Below are 18,243 nucleotides of genomic sequence, written 5' to 3'. Positions count from 1 at the left end.
GCGAGGGCGCGAAGGGCGTATCGCACTATGCCGATTTCGTCGTCGTCCTCATCGAAAAGCCACAAGCGGACGGACGCGCGACGGAGGAAGCTATGCTCCTTTCCCCACTTCGGACAGCTCATGATGAAGCGCATTCAGATCATCGATTCGCACACGGGCGGCGAACCCACTCGGCTCGTCGTGTCCGGTTTTCCGTCGCTCGGCAACGGCACCATGGCGGACCGACGCGACGTGCTCGCGCGCGAGCACGACCGTTACCGCACCGCGTGCATCCTCGAGCCGCGCGGCAGCGACGTGCTGGTCGGCGCGCTGCTGTGCGACCCGGTAGCGGCCGACGCGGCGGCCGGCGTGATCTTCTTCAACAATAGCGGCTATCTCGGGATGTGCGGGCACGGCACGATCGGCGTCGTGCGCACGCTGCATCACATGGGACGCATCGCGCCCGGCGTGCACCGGATCGAGACGCCGGTCGGCACCGTCGAGGCGACGCTGCACGACGACCTGTCGGTCAGCGTGCGCAACGTGCCCGCGTATCGCCATGCGAAGGACGTCGAAGTTGACGTGCCGGGATACGGCCCCGTGAAGGGCGACGTCGCGTGGGGCGGCAACTGGTTCTTCCTGATCAGCGACCACGGGCAGCGCGTCGCCGGCGACAACGTCGCGGCGCTCACCGCGTATGCGTCGGCCGTGCGCGAAGGGCTCGAACGCGCGGGCATCACCGGCGCGAACGGCGGCGAGATCGATCATATCGAGCTGTTCGCCGACGATCCCCGGCACGACAGCCGCAGCTTCGTGCTGTGCCCGGGCCTCGCCTACGACCGTTCGCCGTGTGGCACCGGCACGAGCGCGAAGCTCGCGTGCCTCGCGGCCGACGGCAAACTCGCGCCGGGCGCCGTGTGGCGGCAGGCGAGCGTGATCGGCAGCGTGTTCCACGCGAGCTACGAGCTGGCCGACGGCGGCATCGTGCCGACGATTCGCGGCAGCGCGCACCTGAGCGCGGAAGCGACGCTGCTGATCGACGAAGACGATCCGTTCGGCTGGGGCATCGGGTCGTGAACGAAACGAAGACCGACGTCGTCGTGATCGGCGCCGGCATCGTCGGTGCGGCGTGCGCGCACGAACTCGCGCAGCGCGGGTTGCGCGTGCTCGTCGTCGACGACGCGAGCGGCGGCGCGACCGGCGCGGGCATGGGGCACCTCGTCGCGATGGACGACAATGCGGCCGAGCTCGCGCTGAGCCATTACTCGATCGAACTGTGGCGCGCGTTGAGCGGCGAGATGCCCGACGGCTGCGCATACCGCAACTGCGGCACACTGTGGCTCGCGGCCGATGCGCACGAGATGGACCTCGCGCGCGCGAAGCAGGCGACGCTCGCCGCGCACGGCGTGGCCGGCGCGCTGATCGACGCGGCGGCGCTCGCGCAACTGGAGCCGATGCTGCGCGCGGGCCTCGGCGGCGCGCTGAAGATTCCGGGCGACGCGATCCTCTATGCGCCCGTCACCGCGAACTGGCTGCTGCAGCGCGCGCCGCGCGTCACGCTGCGCCGCGAGCGGGCCGTCGCGGTCGATGGCCCGAACGTGACGCTCGCGAGCGGCGACGTGCTGCGCGCGGAGCGTGTGGTCGTCGCGAACGGCGTGGCGGCGCGCACGCTGCTGCCCGAATTGCCGCTGCGCCCGAAAAAGGGCCATCTGCTGATTACCGACCGCTATCCGGGCCAGGTGTCGCACCAACTCGTCGAGCTGGGCTATGCGGCGAGCGCGCATGCGAGCGACGGCACGTCGGTCGCATTCAACGTGCAGCCGCGGCCGACCGGCCAGTTGCTGATCGGCTCGTCGCGCCAGTTCGACACCGAGGATGCGCAGGTCGAGCCGCCCGTGCTCGCGCGCATGCTGCGCCGCGCGGCCGGCTACCTGCCGGATCTGGCCGACCTGAACGGCATCCGTGCATGGACGGGTTTTCGCTGCGCGAGCCCCGATGGCCTGCCGCTGCTCGGCGAGCACCCGGCGCGGCCGGGCGTATGGCTCGCGGTCGGGCACGAAGGGCTCGGCGTGACGACCGCGCCGGGCAGTGCGCGGCTCGTCGCCGCGCTGATGGCCGGCGAGCGGCCGCCCATCGATATCGAACCGTATTTGCCGGGACGCTTCCTGACTGCGTCCCCCGTAGCCGGAGCGCTGACATGAAACGATCCCCACACTCACTTCGTTCGCTGCCCCCCAAGGGGGCGGTCAGCCTCCTTGGGACGGCCCGGCGGAGGCTGATCATTCATCTGGACGGCCGCGCGCTGACGGTGCCCGACGGTGCGACCGTCGCGGCCGCCGTCGCGGCGAGCGGCGACGACACAACGCGCGTGTCGTGCACGGGCGCGGCGCGAGCGCCGTTTTGCGGGATGGGTATCTGTCAGGAATGCCGGATGACGATCGACGGCCGGCGCCGGCTGGCGTGCCAGACGCTGTGCCGCGACGGCATGCAGGTGGAGCGCACGCGATGACACAGGAACGATTGAGCGTCGACGTCGCGATCGTCGGCGCGGGGCCGGCCGGGCTGTCGGCCGCGCGGGCCGCCGCGCGCAGCGGCGCGACCGTCGCGATCGTCGACGACAACCCGCGCGCGGGCGGGCAGATCTGGCGGCAGCCGGCTGCGGCCGCACCGACGCCGGCCGCGGCCGAACGCCTCGCCATCCTGCGGCAGCCGAACGTCACGCATCTCGCGGCGACGCGCATCGTCGCCGAAACGCAGCCGGGTACGCTGCTGCTCGAGGACGACGAGCGCGGGTTGCTGCTCGATTTCCGGACGCTGATTCTCTGCTGCGGCGCCCGCGAGCTGCTGCTGCCGTTCCCGGGCTGGACCCTGCCCGGCGTGACCGGTGCGGGCGGCTTGCAGGCGCTGATCAAGTACGGGCTCGACGTGCGCGGGCAGCGCACGGTGATCGCGGGCAGCGGGCCGCTGCTGCTGGCGAGCGCGGCCACGGCCCGGCAGGCCGGCGCACGCGTGTCGCACGTGCTCGAACAGGCCGCATGGAGCGACGTGGCCGGCTTCGGCGCGGGGCTGTGGCGTTGGCCGTCGAAGCTCGCGCAGGCCGCGAAGCTCGTCACGTCGGCGTATCGGCCCGCTGCGCACGTCGTCGAGGCCTTCGGCGACGTGCGGCTCGAACGCGTGCGGATTCGCCAGGGCGATCGTGAATTCGACGTCGACTGCGACCGGCTCGCGTGCGGCTTCGGCCTCGTGCCGAACACCGTGCTGCCGCGCCATCTCGGCTGCCGGGTCGAGAACGGCGCGGTGGCGGTCGACGCGCATCAGCGTACGAGCCGCGACGGGTATTTCGCGGCGGGCGAATGCACGGGCGTCGGCGGCAGCGAACTGGCAATGGTCGAAGGCGAAATCGCGGGCTACGCGGCGACCGGGCAGACCGCACAACTGGCCGAGCTCGTCGCACGGCGCGCGCACTGGCAGGCTTTCGCGGATGCCGTTCGCGAGCGCTTCGCGATCCGGGAGCCGATCCGCCGGCTCGCGCGGCCCGACACGCTGCTGTGTCGTTGCGAGGACGTGCGCTTCGACGCGGTCGCACGGGAGCCGGGCTGGACGGCCGCTAAACTGCAGTCGCGTTGCGGGATGGGCGCGTGCCAGGGCCGCGTTTGCGGCGCGGCCGCGCAGGCGCTGTTCGGCTGGGCGCCGCCGGCGCCGCGCACACCGCTCGTGCCCGCGCGGGTCGGCACGCTGATGCTCGACGGTACGGGGTCCTGCGGCGGCCCATGACGCGTGCGGACTGGCGAATACACGAGTGCGCCGGCCGGACGCGGTACCGAAGCGGCAAGCCGCCGCCATTTCATCGGCCGACCGCGTGTGTGGCGAGGTGCTGGCGGATCAGCGACAGGTAACGATCGCCGACCGAGAAATCGCGGGCCGCGCGCGGCCGGGCCGGGGCCGGCCGCAGCGTGGCCGGCGCACTCATGCCCAGATACCGGCACACGGCGGACGGAAAGGGCTTGCGCGTATGCCCGAGCTGACGCGCCGCGCGCTCGACGCGGGCATCGCCGACCTTGGCACGAAGCCACGCCAGCACTTGGCGATCGGTGTCGTTGACGATACGGACCAGATGTTCCATCGCGCACCTCACTGTTCATAAATACAGTACTGTAAATATAACCAGTAGTTGCGGTAACTGCAAGCGGTGGCGCGCCGACGGGCCGTTCGGCCAGGGTCAGCGCGCCGGTGCGGCGGTGCGCGTGATCCGCGCGTCGGGCGCGGCCGAGGTGGTGCGATCGGTATAGCGCGCGTCGGTCAGCGTGCCGAGGAACGCGACGATGTCGTCGATTTCCGCGTCGGTCAGCGCGGGCGGCGTGCCGGGCCGGCGGTTCATCGGCGTCGAGTTGACGTTGATGTTGCCGCGATAAGCGGCCGGCACGTCGTCGAACGTCCTGGCGCCGTGATACCAGAAGCCGGGATCGGTCGAGCGCGTGTTGTAGAAGGCGACCGCGTCGCGCAGCGTCGTGAACACGCCGTTGTGCATGAACGTCTGCTTGACCGCGACGTTGCGCAGCCCGGGCGTGCGCAGGTAGCCGCACCATTGCGTCGGTTCGGGCCAGCGCAGCCGTCGCGCGGTGTCGCACAGCCCGTTGTCGAAATGGCGCGGATCGCGGTTCGCCGGCAGCGCGCGGTTGCGCGGCACTGCGATCGCGTCGTAGCCGAAATCGGTGAAGAGCGAGCGTTCCGGGCGGCTCGACGTGTCCGACAGCGTATGGCAGGTCATGCAATTGCCCTTGTCCGGATTCCGGAACAGCGCGAGGCCGCGCATCTCGGCCGGCGCGAGCGGCGTGCGCGTGCGCAGGAATGCGTCGAAGCGCGACGTGAACGGCGCCATCTCGTCGCTCTGCAGATAGGCTTCGACGGCTGCGCCCAGCGCGCGCACCAGTTGCTCGGGATCGCGCCGCACCGGCGCGCCGAAGCGCGCGGCGAGATCGGTCGCGAGTTCGGTCGCATCGACCTTGCGCAGCAGCGCGGCCGGCGACCGGTTGTTCATCTCGTTCGGATCGAACAGCGGCCCGCGGATCTGCTCGGCGAGCGTATCTGCGCGGCCGTCGCTGAACAGGCCGCCGAACGGCGACGGAGCCGGCGCATCGTCGTCCTGGTAGAAGTGGCGGCGCGGCACGTAGCGCACGTACAGCAGCGACGGCGCATTGCGTCGGCTGAAGCGCCCGGGCCGGCTGCCTTCCGGCACGCCGGGCCCCGCGAGCGATGCGGCCGACAGCGTTGGCGCGAACGCGCGGCCCGGATCGTGGCAGCCCGCGCACGACATGCCGCGCGGCTCGGATAGCCGCGGATCGAAGAAGATCCGGCGGCCGAGCGCGACGAGCGTCGGGTCGGGCGCGAAGCGGGCGGTGGCCGCGTCGATCTTGCTCGTCACCTGCGGCGTGCCGTTGCCGATCGTGTCGACGACGCGCGAAGGCGGCGCGCCGGGAAGCAGGACCGTTTCGGCCGGCGCGGCGTGGGCCGCGAGCGTCAGGCCTGCGAGCACGGTCGCGGCAAGCATGTGCAGCGTCTGCCGGCCGCGCCCGCCGTGGCCGTCGCATCGAACTGCTTCCGTCACGGCGCGATGAACCCCGTCTTGTCGCAGGCGAGCGTCGTGCCCGACTGGTCGCACGACGCGAGCCGCTTGCCGGCCGCCGAATACGCATGGAACACCCAGCCCGTCGCCGGTGCCGGTTTGCGCTCCATGATCAGGAAACCGAAGCTGTTATTGTGCGACAGCCGCTCGATCACGGCACCCGGCGCGGGCGTCAAGCCGGCCGGGAACGGGTCAGGCAGCGCGACGTCGAGGTTGTCGCCGCCGTTGCCGGACACGATCGTCGCCGGGTGCCCGGACGAGAAGTTGATCGCCTGGAAATCGTGCACGTGGCCGTGCAGCGCGACGTGCACGCCCGGCGGGTAGTACGCCTGCGCGTTGAGGCTCGACATCACCGACTGCAGCGCGAGATTGCCCGGCGCCGGCGTGCTGCCGGCGATCGGCGCGAACGCGAGGATCGGGTGATGGTTCGTGAAGATCGTCGTCGTCATGCCGGGCTTCGACGCGAGCGATGCGACCGTCTGGAACTGCTTCTGGTAGATGCCGAACTGCGCGTCCGTCGTCTTCAGCGGGGTGCGGCCGACCTTCGCGGTGTCGAACACGATCACCTGCGAGCCGCCGCCGAGCGAAACCGCGTAGGGTTCCGAATAGTTCGCGTTGTTGTCGTTGGCCGGATCGTCGCACGAACGTGCGGCCGAATACGGGCGCGGGTCGAGGAAGCGGAACCAGCCCTGGCCCGCGCGCGCGCATTCCTCGTGATTGCCGCGCACGACGACCCACGGCGCCTTCGCGAGCAACGGCGCGGCCGGGCGGAACAGGTCGGCCTGCCACGTATCCCAGCCATAGCCCCACGGACTGTCCTTGCAGCCGGCGATGTCCGGCGGGCATGCGTTCTCGCGATAGTGGTAGTCGCCGACGTGCAGCACGAGATCGGGCGACAGCTTCGCGACGCTGGCCGCGATCGTGTCGAGCGGCCAGACCGCGGCGTCGTTGCACGCCTGCCATGCGTTGTCGGCCTTCTTCATCCGGCAGCCCGTGTCGGCGATGATCGCGATGCGCTGCGGCTGCGCTTTCGGCAGCGGCAGCGTGCGGCCCGCGACGCTGGCCGCCTGCGCGCCGGCGGGCAACGTCGCCTCGCAGACGGACACCGGGAAACTCGACGGTTTCGAATCGGCCGGGTCGCTGGCGGTCGGCCGCTGGGCGACGGTCGCGGCGCCCGCGCGCAGCGTCATGCGCGACAGCTTGCCGTCGACGGTCAGTTGCGGGCACGGCGAATCGCCGGCCGACGCGGGCGTGTAGTTCGTGATGACGCGCGCGATCGCCTGGTTGGCATCGCCGATCTCCACCCATGCGGCCTGGACGTTGACCGACGCGCTGGCCGGATCGTCCGGCGTATCGATGTGATTCGAGCACGCGGACAACGCGGCGAGGGCAACAAGAGGAGCGCAGCGCACGAGCAGCGCGCGCGTGATGAATCGTCGCATGGGAGGGGGCGGCACCGTAGGAAAGTCGTCAACGATACGCAGCGCGAATGTAAGAAATGTGAAAAACGGGGCGTGACGGGCGCACGCTGGCGGCCTTGACTTCAAGCCGGCTTGAAGTGGCACAGTCCGGTCCGTCATCAATGAATCGGAGGGGATCGACGATGGAAGCCAACCGGCCCAACGAAGCGCAATCGGCGCTATGGAACGGTCCGTCGGGGCGCGCATGGGTCGATGCGCAGGCGTCGCTGGACCGGATGTTCGCGCCGTTCGAAACGCTGCTGGCGGATGCTGCTGCGGCGGCGTCTGCAAGCAGCGTACTCGATGTCGGCTGCGGCACGGGGGCGGTCACGCTCGCGATCGCGCGGCGGCTCGGTGCGAACGCGCAGTGCACGGGCATCGATATTTCGGCGCGGATGATCGACGCCGCCCGGGCGCGCGCCGAACGCTGCGGCCTGCACGCCCGCTTCGTGTGCGCGGACGGGCAGACGCATGCGTTCGAGCCGGCGAGCGTCGACCTGATCGTGTCGCGCCTCGGCGTGATGTTCTTCGACGATCCGGTGCGGGCGTTCGCGAACCTGCGGCGGGCGGCGCGCCCGGGTGCGCAGATGCGGTTCGTCGCGTGGCGTGGCGCGGCCGACAATCCGTTCATGACGACGGCCGAGCGGGCGGCCGCGCCGCTGCTGCCGAACCTGCCCGTGCGGAAGCCCGGCGCGCCGGGCCAGTTCGCGTTCGGCGACCGGCAGCGGATCGCGTCGGTGCTGTCGGATAGCGGCTGGGCCGACGTTGCGATCGAGCCGGTTAACCGGGCGTGCGTGCTGCCGGAGTCCGCGCTGGACGACTACATTGCCCGGCTGGGCCCGGTAGGCCTTGCATTGCTGGAGACGGACGACGCGACGCGGCGGTGCGTGATCGACACGATGCGCGCGGCGTTCGAGCCGTACGTGCATGGCGCCGACGTGCGTTTCGATGCAGCGTGCTGGCTCGTGACGGCGCGCGCGCCGAGCGCATGATGGGTAGCGTGACGGCAGCGGATCAGGGCGGAGTTGGCTGCCGGTCGGCCCCGCGCGTGACCGTGCCCGCGTGACGAAGCGGGCGGCGCGACGGGCGGCCGTCAGCGTTTCCGCGCGCGCAGCATCAGCCACGCGCAGCCACCGGCAACCAACGCGAGTCCGAGCAGGACGGCCTCGGCGCCGAGCGCGAAACCCGGCGGCATTTCGCCGCTGTTCGGTACCGGCGACAGGTTGCCGCCCATCGCGACGGCGCCGCCGGCGAGCAGCGCCGCGCAGACGATCCAGTAGACCTTGCCGAGCGGCGCCGCGGCGCGGATCCGCCACAGCGCGATGCCGGCGCCGCCGAGGTACAGCACGGCGAGCGTGCCGAGTGCGATGACGTCGACAGCGCGGCTTTGCAGCAACCCGCTCACTCGGCCTCCGTCGCGTGCCCCGGCGCGCGGCTCAGCAGGTGCGTGCGTGTGTCCGCGGCGAGCGACACGTAGCGTTCGTACTGGCGCAGCACGTCGGCGATCACTTCGTCGCCGCGCAGGTATTCGACGTCGTAGCCGAGCCGGCCATCCTCGAAGAACGTGACGATCCCGTACACGTGCGCCCGCGCGGCTTCCGGCTCGGCCGCCTCGCGCATCAGGAACGCGGCCGCGGATTTCGCGGTGACGCGCACGCCATACACGAAATCGCGGTGTTCGGCGGTCGGCACGGTGAGCCGCACCGCATCGTCGCCGTCGCGCTGCACGTGCGCATCGACGCCGCTCGCGCGCAGCTCGTCGGCGACCTTGCGCAGCGCGGGCTCGACCGTCTCGGCGACGAACTGGCGCGCCTCGGCCTCGGTCGTCTGCCGCAGGATGTGCGTCAGGCGATGGCGCCAGTGCTGGCCGGTCCAGAAGCTCGCCGCGGGCGCGATGTCCTGCGAATAGTGCGCACGGTCGGCCGCGAGCCCGCGCCACAGCCCGTAGCACAGCGCGAGCATGATGAGGGCGACCGGCAGCGCCGCGATCAGCGTCATCGCCTGCAGCGCGCCGAGCCCGCCCGCGACGAGCAGCACCGCGGCCGTCACGCCGAGCAGCGCGGCCCAGAACAGCCGCTGCCAGACCGGCGAATGCGCGTTGCCGCGCGTCGCGATCTGGTCGATCACGAACGCGCCCGAATCGGCGGACGTGACGAAGAACACCGCGATCAGCACGATCGCGACGATCGACAGCAGTTGCGGAAACGGCAGGAAATCGAAGAAGCGGAACAGCAGCGCATCGACGTTGGTCGCCGTCTGAGCGAGCGCGCCGGCCGCGCCGTGCGTGTCGAGCCAGATCGCGCTGTTGCCGAACACGGTCATCCACACGAGGTTGAACGCGGTCGGCACGAGCAGCACGCCGATCACGAACTGGCGGATCGTGCGGCCGCGCGAGATGCGCGCGATGAACATGCCGACGAACGGCGACCACGATACCCACCACGCCCAGTAGAGAATCGTCCAGCCGCCGAACCAGCCTTCCTCGCGCGGCGGCGCGTAGGCGTACGTGCGGAACGACAGGTCGACGAGGCTCGACAGGTACTGCCCGATGTTGTCGCCGAGCGCGCGCAGCAGGAATGCCGTCGGGCCCGCGACCACCACGAAGGCGAGCAACAGGAACGCGAGCAGCAGGTTCAGCTCGGACAGCCGGCGCACGCCCTTGTCGAGGCCGGTCGCGGCCGACACGCCCGCGAGGATCACGACCACCGCGACGAGCCCGATGCGGAACAGGTTGCTGCCCGTGTCCCACCCGGCGGCCGTATGCAGGCCCGCGCTCAGCTGCATCACGCCGTAGCCGAGGGTCGTCGCGATCCCGGCGACCGTGCCGACGAGCGCGAACGCGTCGACCGTGTGACCGATCCAGCCGTTAATGCGCTCGCGCAGCACCGGATACAGCCCCGAGCGCAGCGTGAGCGGCAGGTTGTAGCGGAAGCCGAAGTACGCGAGCACGAGCCCCATCAGCCCGTAGATCGCCCACGCATGGAAGCCCCAGTGGAAGAACGTCATCAGCATCGCCTCGCGTGCGGCGGCGGGCGTGCCGGAATCGACGGTCGGCGGCTTCAGGAAATGCTGCATCGGCTCGCCGACGCCGAAGTACATCAGGCCGATGCCCATGCCGGCCGCGAACAGCATTGCCGTCCACGACACGAAGCTGAATTCGGGTTCGGCGTCGTCGGGGCCGAGCCGGATATTGCCGAAGTCGCTGGCGGCGATCAGCACGAGAAACACGAGGAAGCCGGTGACGGCGAGCACGTAGAACCAGTCGAACCGTGCGATGACCCATTGCTGGCCGGCGGAGAACAGCGCGCCGGCTTCGCTCGGGTGCAGTGCGCACACGACGAGTAGCGCGCCGATGACGGCGAGCGCGGGCAGGACGACCTGCGGCTTGAATGTCGTGCGGGGCGAGGGACGGGAATCCGGCATGGCGGGCATCCAGTTGTGGGCGCAACGAAGCGCGACGCCGCCCGGCGCGCACGTCGCGCGTCGGACCCTGATACGGCGTGCGTCGAGTGTACCGCGGTGTCAGGACTGCAAGAAGGGGTATGCAGAAGGGATGAACCTGACGGATTGTAAGGTATCGCGGCGATCGAGAAAACCCGCGCGATGCGCGCGGCGGGCCGGCGAGGCGGGGAAAACGCCGCGGCGAACGCGTATCGGGCGCCCGGACGGCGCGCGCGGCAAGCGCATCGTCCGGGCCGGAGACGGCGCGCGGAAGGCGCCGTCGGCCAGGTTCAGAACGTGACGGCGATCCCGGCCATGCCGACGAACTGGCCGTGCGTCGTCGACGGCGTGAGCTGCTGCGAATCGCCGACGATCGGCGCCGCGTCGACGATGTGGCCGGCGCCTTGCGCGCCGAGCGTCCGCCCGCTCGAATGCGTGTACGCCTGCAGCGCATAGAGCGTCGTGCGTTTCGACAGGCTGTACGACTCCTTCAGCGAATACTGCTGATAGCGGGCCGCATTCGCGACGCCGTTCGCCTTCGACGCGAGCGTATACGCGAATGCGCCGGCCACCGAGAACGTCGGCGTGAAGCGATACGCGGCAAGCGCGCCGTAGGTGTTGAACACGGCCGTGTCGGTGAAGGTCGAGCCGTTGCCGGGCAGATACTTCACGTTCGAATAGTTGAGCCCCAGCGTCAGGTCGCCGAGCGTGTAGTTGCCGGCCGCTGCGACCTGCTCGACGGCTTTCGCGGTCAGGTAGCCCTGATTCAGCACGGATACCGCGAAGCTGCCCGACGATGCGGTGGCCGGATTCAGGAAGCCCGCGGACGAGCCCGAGCTGTTGATCCGCAGGTAGCCGGCCGCGATCCCGATCGGCCCGTTCGCGTAGCGCAGCGCGGCGCTGAACGTGTTGCCCTTGCCGGTCGCGCCGGCAATGCCGCCGAATGCGTACATCGCGCTCGCGCTCAGCCCGGCGAAGGTCGGCGACGTATAGGTGACCGAGTTGTTCACGCGAATCGTCGTGTCGAGGCCGTCGATGTCGCCCGGATGCGCGCCGGTGGCGCCCGTCAGCCAGCTGCTCGACGCGTACGGGCCGACGAACAGGAAGTAGGGCGTGTACTGGCGGCCGGCCGTGACCGTGCCGTAGCGAACGTTGCGCAGGCCGACGAAGGCCTGGCGGTTGAATATCGTGCCGGCGGCGGCCTGCGCGCCCGTATTCAGGTTGAAGCCGGCCTGCAGGTCGAAGATCGCGTGCGTGCCGCCGCCGAGATCCTCGTCGCCGCGCAGTCCGAACTTCGACGCATACAGGTTGCCGTCGCGCATGTAGACGTTCGAGTGTCCCTGCTGGTTGTTGACGTACGCGAGCGAATCGTCGACGACACCGTACAGCGTGACGCTGCTCTGCGCGTGGGCAGCGGTCGTGCCGAGCGACGCGGCCGATAAAATCAGGATTGCATAACGGTTGGCGGATGCTTTCATTGTCGATCTCCGGGTCTCTTCATCTTTTCAAGGGGCGGGAGGTTGAATGCCTCCTCTGTGGCAGGGGGCGGGCCGCGCGAACGGCCCGCCCGATCGGGTTTGCTTCGGCTTGGGCGGTTCGGCGGTTCAGTGGTCGAACGCGACGACGAGGCGGCGCCACGCACCGTCCCGCGCATCCTGCTCGACTCGCGTACCGCGCACGGCAACCGGGCCTTGCAGCGACGCGGGCAGCAGGATCTCGACACGATCGGCCGGGCGCGCCGGGCGGCCGTCCCAGCGGACCGACACGCCGAGCACGCCCGACGCCTCGCGGCCGGTCTCGATGCGCCACAGGCCGTATTCGCCGTCGCGCCATGCTTCCGTCTCGCCGTCGTCCTCGACGCATTCGCCGTACGCGACGCCGTCCTCGATCCGCGGTGCGACGAGGAAGCCGCGCGTATCGGCGCGCGCACCGAAATGCTGTTGCGCGACGTTCAGCGGCAGCACGCGGCCTTCGCGCAGCAGCATCACCGGCGTGTCGAGCGGCGCGGGCAGCGTCACGCTTGCGCCGCCGTCGAACGACTGCGCGCTCGCGCAGCACGTCCAGCGTGCGCCCGCCGGCAGGTAAACCGTGCGTTCGATCAGGCCGGGATCAACGACGGGCGCGACCAGCAGCGCGTCGCCGAGCATCATGTCGTCACATGCGTCGTAGCAGCGCGCATCGCCGGGGAAATCGGCGAAGGTCGGCCGCAGCACGGGCTCGTAGCGCGTGGTCGACAGCCACAGCAGGTGATAGAGGTACGGCAGCAGCCGGTAGCGCTGCTTGATCAGCGACGCGATCTGCGCGGTGATCTCCGGGTACATCCACGGTTCGTTGACGGTGCCGTCGTCATTCCACGAATGGATGCTGAAGCGCGGCATGAAGATGCCGAACTGCACCCAGCGCAGCAGCAGTTCGGGCGATGGCGCGGGGCCGGAGAAGCCGCCGATGTCGTGGCCGATGTTCGACACGCCCGACAGCGCGAGCCCGAGGCCCATCTTCAGGTTGTAGCGCAGCGTTTCCCACGACGTGTAGTTGTCGCCGGACCACGTCTGCACGTAGCGCTGCATGCCCGCGCCGCCGGAGCGCGACACGAGGAACGGCCGGCGCGCCGGCGCATGCGCGCGCTGTGCGTCGCGCGACGCGCGCATCATCAGCATCGTCTGGAGCACCTTGGCTTCGCGTGCAGGAAACGGCTGGCCGAAGCCGTGCGCGATCGCGTCGGGCGACCAGATCTCGTATTCGTTGTTGTCGTTCCAGGTCGATTCGATTCCGTATTCCAGCAGCGCCGACGTGACCTGCTCCTGCCACCATCGGTAGGTGTCGGGCTGCGTGAAGTCGAGATACGCGCCGACTTCGTCCCAGAACTGTACCCATGCGGGTTCGCCGGATGCCGAGCGGATCAGCAGAGCGCGCTGCGCGGCTTCTTCGAAGGCAGGATGGTCGCGCAGCAGGCACGGCTTGATGTTCGCGCACAGGCGGATGCCGTGGTCGCGATAGTGCTGCACGAAGCCCTTCGCGTCGGGAAACTTGTCGCGGTTCCAGTTGAACACGTAGCGCTTCGCGCCGATCGACGTATAGCCCGACGACAGGTGGAACGAATCGCACAGGATGTCGTGCGCGTCGCACTGCTCGACGAACTGGTTCATCTGCTGCTGGGCGTCCGGCGCGTCGGTGTAGCTCATCGTCGAGCCCGAATAGCCGAGCCCCCATTTCGGCGTGCGCGCGGGGCGCCCGGTCAGCCACGTGAAGCGCCGCGCGGCCGCGAGCGGCGTATCGGGCGACGCGATGAAGTAGTAGTCGAGATCGCCGTGCTCGGCGACGAAATAGCGATAGGGCCCGTGATAGTTGTCGAGCTCGCGGCCCATGTCGAACGAGCAGTCGGAGAGCGTGTCGTAGAACAGCCCGAACCCCTGGCACGCATCGGGCGACCACGTGATGTAGAACGGGATGTGTTTGTACAGCGGGTCGGTGTGCTTCGCGCTGTAGCCCATCGCGTCGATGTTGCGCATCTCGAAGCGTGCGCCCGTGCGGTCGAGTTCGCCTGCGCGTTCGCCGAGGCCGAATACCTTGTCGCCGCGCTCGCGGGCGACGTAGTGATACGCGCGTTCGTCCCACCAGCCGAAGTTGTACGCCTGCGTCGGGCGGTCGGCGAGTGCGACGCGCCATGCGCCATCCGCGCCGCGCATCGACCACGCGCAATGGCCGCCTTGCCGGCGCACCGCGAGGCGGATCTGCGCGGTTTCGATGCGCACGCCGTCGTCGTCTTCCACGAAGTCGTAGTGGGGCAGCGCGAAGCCGCTCAGATCGAGGCGGTCGCGCCCGTCGAGCGGCACGTCGTCGAGACCGGGCGCGATCGTCCACGTGCGCGGGTTGCGCGCCGTCGCGTCGGGCAGCACGCGCACGCGCACGATGTCGTCCTCGAGCACGAAGATTTCGAGGGTGGCGCCCGTATCGGAGGCGAGCAGCACGCGGTTCGCGTGGTGACTGGCGACGCGGAACACGGGCGGATGAAGGAGCGAAGTCATGAATGCGATTCCTGGTGAAAACGGATGTCACGCGTGCTGCGCGAGCAGGCGTTCCTGCTTCGACTGCCCGCGGATCAGCACCGCGAGCAGCGTGACGCCGACGATGTCGAACAGGCCGAGGCACGCGAACAGCGGCGCATAGCCGATCTTGTCCGCGAGCGCGCCGACCAGCAGCGAGAAGCCGAGGCCGCCGATCCACGCGGCCATCCCGGCGAAGCCGCTCGCGGTGCCGACTTCCTCGGGATCGAACACGTCGGCCGACAGCGTGTTGACGAGCGCGGAGATCATCTGGTGCGCGAAGCCGCCGACGCAGAACAGCGCAATCGCCGTGTACGGCGACGACACGAGGCCGATCATCGCAGGCCCGAGCATCAGCACCGCGCCGAGCGCGACGCCGGCGACGCGCGACCACACGAGCGGCAGCTTGAAGCGATTGGCGAGATACGGCGACAGATAGCCGCCCGCGATGCCGCCTGCGTCGGCCGCGAGAAACGGCATCCACGCGAATACCGCGATCTGCGTGAGCGGCATGTGGCGCTCGGTCGCGAGGTACAGCGGAATCCAGAAGCTGAAGGTCTGCCACGCGGGTTCCGCGAAGAAGCGCGGCAGCGCGATCGCCCAGAAGCGGCGCGCGGTGACGACGTCGCGGATGCGGCGCTTCGACACGGGCGGCATCGTGGCCTGGCCGTCGCGGATCAGCGTGCGCTCCCGCGGCGTGATGCGCGGATGATCGGCCGGCGACCGGTACTGCGTGTACCAGAGCGCGGCCCACACGAACCCGAGCGCGCCGGTGACCATGAACGCGGCCTGCCAGCCGAACCGCATCGACAGGAACACGACGAGCGGCGGCGCGATCGCGGCGCCGAGCGACGTGCCCGCGTTGAAGTAGCCGACCGCGACGGATTTCTCGCGATCGGGAAACCATTCGGCCACGGCCTTCATCCCGGACGGAATCGCGGCGGCCTCGAACAGGCCCAGAAAGCCGCGCAGGATGCCGAGCGAGAGCCAGCCGGACGCGAAGCCGTGCGCGACGCCGACCACCGACCACAGCATCGCGAACAGCGCGAAACCGAGCCGCAGCCCGATCAGGTCGACGATGAACCCGCATACCGGTTGCATGATCGTGTAACCGATCTGGAAGGCGCCGACGATGTACGAGTACTGCTGCGTCGAGATCGCGAACACCTGCTTGAGCTCGGGCGCGAGCACCGCGAGGGAATTCCGTGCGAGGTAGTTGAGGATCGTGCCGAGACATACGAGCACGATGATCCACCAGCGCAACGCCTTGACTGTCTTCACTGCTGTCTCCTGTCAGGGAGGGCGGGCGCGCGGCGCCCACCTGGTCCATGAGGGCCATCCGTCCGGATGGCTTGTTTCGTTTTGTTCGTACGATGTCCGATCTTGATGTGCGCCGGTTTTACCGGTTTATATCGAAATCACGGTGTTCGAGCGAACATTCCGTCGTCTTTAAGCCGCAATGTTATCTGACGACTGATCATTTTCGAACATCCTATGTTCGATTGCGAATCAGGTCAACGTGAATCTGCATTCGAACGAACGTACTCGGGGTTTTCCCGATGAACGGTGGCGACCGGGCGAGCGGCAGCGCAGGCGGTTGCCCGTCGAAGGCCCGTGCGGCGGCCCGGACGATCGTCCGGACGGTCGACGTACGCCGCAGGGAGCGTGACAACCCTGATGAAAATTTATTTCTTTTCGGGAGACGGATTGTGTAAATTGATTTTCATCGAACCTTGCAACAACCCTTCGCATGACGCCTCTCGTTCCGCCCGATGTCAGTCACGACGAACCCGCGATCGCCGAGCGGATCGCGTCGGCGATGCCGTCGATGACGCCGATTCACCGGCGCATGGGCGAATTCGTGCTCGCGAACCCGTTTCGCGCCGCGACGATGCGGATCGACGAGCTCGCGCAGGCGGTGAATGCGTCGATCGCGACCGCGAACCGTTTCGCGAAGGCGCTCGGATTCGACGGCTATCCGGCGATGCGCGCGGCGCTCGTGCGCGGCTTCGAGGCCACGCTCGGGCCGGTCGAACGGCTGCGTTCCGCGCAGGAGCAGGAGTCCGGCGTGCGCGGCGCGGTCTGGATCGACGCGGTGTTCGACCAGGCTGCCGCCAACATCGAGAACACGCGCGCGCAACTGGACGCAGCCGATGTCGAGGCGGCGGTCGAGGCGATCGTCGGCGCGCGGCGCGTGCTGATTCTCGGCGCCGGGTCGAGCGCGTTTCTGGCCGGATTGATGGAGCACGGACTGTCCGTCTGCCATGACAGCGTGCAATCGCTCGCGCTGCTCGGCGGGCCGTCGCATGCGGCGCGACGCCTGTACACGGCCGATTCGCGCGATCTCGTGATCGCGCTCGCGTTTCCGCGCTACGTGAAGGACACGATCGAGCTGGCCCGTCGTGCGGCGGCGCGCGGCGCGCGCGTGCTCGGCATCTCCGACGGCCCGCAATCGCCGCTCGCGTCGTTCGCGTCGCTGAACCTGTACGTCAAGGCCGAGCGGCGTTTCGCGGCCACGTCGGAAGCCGCCGTGCTGACGATGATCGAGGCGCTGATCGACGCGGTCGCGCTGCGCACGCACCGGTCCGCGAAATCCGCCGCCGAGATGACCGAATTCCTGCTGCCGTGGCTCGTGCAGCCGCAAGCGGCGTTGCCGGCCGCCAACCCTTCTTTCCCCCGTCCGAAAAAATCATGACTTCACCCGCGATCGTCGCGATTCACGGCGGCGCAGGCACGATCCTGCGCGAAGCGATGGATACCGACACCGAACGTCGATACCGCGACGAACTCACCGCGATCCTGCAGGCCGCGCAACAGGTGCTGGCCGAGGGCGGCAGCGCGCTCGACGCCGTCACCGTCGCGGTGCGGATGCTCGAGGATTGTCCGCTGTTCAACGCCGGGCGCGGCGCCGTCTATACGGCGGAAGGCAAGCACGAACTCGACGCGGCGGTCATGGACGGCGCGACGCTCGGCGCCGGCGCGATCTGCTGCGCGACCCGCGTGCGCAATCCGGTGCTCGCCGCGCGGCGCGTGATGGAGGCGAGCGAGCACGTGCTGTTCGCCGGCGCGGGCGCCGATGCGTTCGCGGCCGCGCAGGGGCTCGAACTCGCCGAGTCCGGCTACTTCGACACCGAGTCGCGGCATGCGCAGTGGGTGAAGGCGCGCGCGGCGGCCGGCGCGATGCTCGACCACGATGCGGCGACGTTCGTGTTCGGCCAGTCGCAGCCCCAGCCACAGCCGCAGCCGGCCGAGCCGCTCGATCCGGACCGCAAGCACGGCACGGTCGGCGCGGTCGCGTGCGACCTGAACGGCCACATCGCGGCGGCGACGTCGACGGGCGGCATCACGAACAAGCAGCCGGGGCGCGTCGGCGATTCGCCGATCATCGGCGCCGGCTGCTACGCGGACGACGCGACCTGCGCGGTATCGTCGACGGGCACCGGCGAGATGTTCATGCGGCTCGCGACGGCCTACGACGTCGCCGCGCAGATCGCGTATCGCGGCGCGTCGCTCGCCGATGCCGCGCACGACGTCGTGATGAACAAGCTGCCGCGCCTCGCGGGCCGCGGCGGGATCATCGCGGTCGACGCACGGGGCAACGTCGCGATGCCGTTCAACACCGAAGGGATGTACCGCGGCTACGCACGCGTCGGTGAAGCGCCGGTCGTCGGCATCTACCGCGACGACGCGGCCTGAT

The 18,243-nt window shown here is 69.6% G+C and carries 15 protein-coding genes; 7 read left to right on the top strand and 8 right to left on the bottom strand.

The features are described from left to right. Nucleotides 1-123 precede the first annotated feature (123 nt). The 4 genes from WS61_RS12355 (at nucleotide 124) to WS61_RS12340 (ending at nucleotide 3,753) form a co-directional block, all read left to right on the top strand. Nucleotides 124-1,056 carry a 4-hydroxyproline epimerase gene (locus WS61_RS12355; protein ID WP_059500731.1) on the top strand — a complete coding sequence of 311 codons (933 nt, stop codon included), beginning with the start codon at nucleotides 124-126 and terminating at the stop codon, nucleotides 1,054-1,056. Continuing rightward, nucleotides 1,053-2,180 (top strand): FAD-binding oxidoreductase, encoded by a 1,128-nt coding sequence (locus WS61_RS12350; protein WP_059500730.1) that lies wholly within the window; start codon nucleotides 1,053-1,055, stop codon nucleotides 2,178-2,180. Before WS61_RS12355 ends, WS61_RS12350 begins: the two co-directional genes overlap by 4 nt. A 74-nt stretch (nucleotides 2,181-2,254) precedes the next feature. Then, a complete protein-coding gene (locus WS61_RS12345; RefSeq protein WP_059500875.1) occupies nucleotides 2,255-2,488 on the top strand; it encodes a 2Fe-2S iron-sulfur cluster-binding protein in 234 nt (77 codons plus the stop codon). Beyond that, a complete protein-coding gene (locus WS61_RS12340) occupies nucleotides 2,485-3,753 on the top strand; it encodes an FAD/NAD(P)-binding oxidoreductase (protein WP_059500729.1) in 1,269 nt (422 codons plus the stop codon). Before WS61_RS12345 ends, WS61_RS12340 begins: the two co-directional genes overlap by 4 nt. Nucleotides 3,754-3,823: 70 nt before the next feature. On the opposite strand, the gene WS61_RS12335 is transcribed toward WS61_RS12340, so the two are convergent. The 3 genes from WS61_RS12335 to WS61_RS12325 form a co-directional block, all read right to left on the bottom strand. After that, nucleotides 3,824-4,102: a hypothetical protein gene (locus tag WS61_RS12335; protein WP_059500728.1), complete on the bottom strand. Its 279-nt coding sequence runs from the start codon at nucleotides 4,100-4,102 to the stop codon at nucleotides 3,824-3,826. A 96-nt stretch (nucleotides 4,103-4,198) separates the two neighbouring features. Next, nucleotides 4,199-5,527, bottom strand: a complete 1,329-nt coding sequence (locus WS61_RS12330) for a cytochrome-c peroxidase (RefSeq protein WP_059500874.1) — start codon at nucleotides 5,525-5,527, stop codon at nucleotides 4,199-4,201. Nucleotides 5,528-5,580: 53 nt separating this feature from the next. Beyond that, nucleotides 5,581-7,044: a metallophosphoesterase gene (locus WS61_RS12325; protein WP_059500727.1), complete on the bottom strand. Its 1,464-nt coding sequence runs from the start codon at nucleotides 7,042-7,044 to the stop codon at nucleotides 5,581-5,583. A 161-nt stretch (nucleotides 7,045-7,205) separates the two neighbouring features. Between WS61_RS12325 and WS61_RS12320 the strand changes: the two genes are divergently transcribed. Beyond that, nucleotides 7,206-8,054, top strand: coding sequence for a class I SAM-dependent methyltransferase (locus tag WS61_RS12320; RefSeq protein WP_059500726.1), 849 nt, complete (start codon nucleotides 7,206-7,208; stop codon nucleotides 8,052-8,054). Nucleotides 8,055-8,155: 101 nt separating this feature from the next. Here WS61_RS12320 and WS61_RS12315 read toward each other — a convergent pair whose 3' ends face one another. The 5 genes from WS61_RS12315 to WS61_RS12295 form a co-directional block, all read right to left on the bottom strand. Then, nucleotides 8,156-8,467: a hypothetical protein gene (locus tag WS61_RS12315; RefSeq protein WP_059500725.1), complete on the bottom strand. Its 312-nt coding sequence runs from the start codon at nucleotides 8,465-8,467 to the stop codon at nucleotides 8,156-8,158. Next, nucleotides 8,464-10,485 carry a BCCT family transporter gene (locus WS61_RS12310; RefSeq protein WP_059500724.1) on the bottom strand — a complete coding sequence of 674 codons (2,022 nt, stop codon included), beginning with the start codon at nucleotides 10,483-10,485 and terminating at the stop codon, nucleotides 8,464-8,466. Before WS61_RS12310 ends, WS61_RS12315 begins: the two co-directional genes overlap by 4 nt. A gap of 308 nt (nucleotides 10,486-10,793) precedes the next feature. Next, on the bottom strand, nucleotides 10,794-11,981 hold the full coding sequence (locus WS61_RS12305) for a porin (protein WP_059500723.1): 1,188 nt from the start codon (nucleotides 11,979-11,981) through the stop codon (nucleotides 10,794-10,796). A gap of 126 nt (nucleotides 11,982-12,107) precedes the next feature. Then, nucleotides 12,108-14,528: a glycoside hydrolase family 31 protein gene (locus WS61_RS12300; protein WP_059500722.1), complete on the bottom strand. Its 2,421-nt coding sequence runs from the start codon at nucleotides 14,526-14,528 to the stop codon at nucleotides 12,108-12,110. 27 nt (nucleotides 14,529-14,555) lie between these two features. Next, the gene (locus tag WS61_RS12295; protein ID WP_059500721.1) at nucleotides 14,556-15,827 is read right to left on the bottom strand and encodes an MFS transporter; all 1,272 of its coding nucleotides are present in this window, start codon (nucleotides 15,825-15,827) and stop codon (nucleotides 14,556-14,558) included. A gap of 469 nt (nucleotides 15,828-16,296) precedes the next feature. Here WS61_RS12295 and WS61_RS12290 point away from each other — a divergent pair, with 469 nt between their 5' ends. Continuing rightward, nucleotides 16,297-17,241, top strand: a complete 945-nt coding sequence (locus tag WS61_RS12290; protein WP_059500720.1) for a MurR/RpiR family transcriptional regulator — start codon at nucleotides 16,297-16,299, stop codon at nucleotides 17,239-17,241. Beyond that, nucleotides 17,238-18,242: an isoaspartyl peptidase/L-asparaginase family protein gene (locus WS61_RS12285; protein ID WP_059500719.1), complete on the top strand. Its 1,005-nt coding sequence runs from the start codon at nucleotides 17,238-17,240 to the stop codon at nucleotides 18,240-18,242. The genes WS61_RS12290 and WS61_RS12285 overlap by 4 nt, the downstream gene beginning before the upstream one ends. The last annotated feature ends 1 nt before the right edge of the window (nucleotide 18,243 follow it).

Source organism: Burkholderia sp. ABCPW 11 (assembly GCF_001523445.1).
GTDB lineage: Bacteria > Pseudomonadota > Gammaproteobacteria > Burkholderiales > Burkholderiaceae > Burkholderia.
This window is presented reverse-complemented; position numbering and strand designations above follow the sequence as displayed.

What these genes read in the sequence shown, in the direction of transcription:
- WS61_RS12355 (WP_059500731.1), top strand. Translation starts at nt 124, where the DNA reads ATGAAGCGCATTCAGATCATCGATTCGCACACGGGCGGCGAACCCACT.
- WS61_RS12340 (WP_059500729.1), top strand. Translation starts at nt 2,485, where the DNA reads ATGACACAGGAACGATTGAGCGTCGACGTCGCGATCGTCGGCGCGGGG.
- WS61_RS12335 (WP_059500728.1), bottom strand. Translation starts at nt 4,102, where the DNA reads ATGGAACATCTGGTCCGTATCGTCAACGACACCGATCGCCAAGTGCTG.
- WS61_RS12330 (WP_059500874.1), bottom strand. Translation starts at nt 5,527, where the DNA reads ATGCTTGCCGCGACCGTGCTCGCAGGCCTGACGCTCGCGGCCCACGCC.
- WS61_RS12325 (WP_059500727.1), bottom strand. Translation starts at nt 7,044, where the DNA reads ATGCGACGATTCATCACGCGCGCGCTGCTCGTGCGCTGCGCTCCTCTT.
- WS61_RS12320 (WP_059500726.1), top strand. Translation starts at nt 7,206, where the DNA reads ATGGAAGCCAACCGGCCCAACGAAGCGCAATCGGCGCTATGGAACGGT.
- WS61_RS12310 (WP_059500724.1), bottom strand. Translation starts at nt 10,485, where the DNA reads ATGCCGGATTCCCGTCCCTCGCCCCGCACGACATTCAAGCCGCAGGTC.
- WS61_RS12305 (WP_059500723.1), bottom strand. Translation starts at nt 11,981, where the DNA reads ATGAAAGCATCCGCCAACCGTTATGCAATCCTGATTTTATCGGCCGCG.
- WS61_RS12300 (WP_059500722.1), bottom strand. Translation starts at nt 14,528, where the DNA reads ATGACTTCGCTCCTTCATCCGCCCGTGTTCCGCGTCGCCAGTCACCAC.
- WS61_RS12290 (WP_059500720.1), top strand. Translation starts at nt 16,297, where the DNA reads ATGACGCCTCTCGTTCCGCCCGATGTCAGTCACGACGAACCCGCGATC.
- WS61_RS12285 (WP_059500719.1), top strand. Translation starts at nt 17,238, where the DNA reads ATGACTTCACCCGCGATCGTCGCGATTCACGGCGGCGCAGGCACGATC.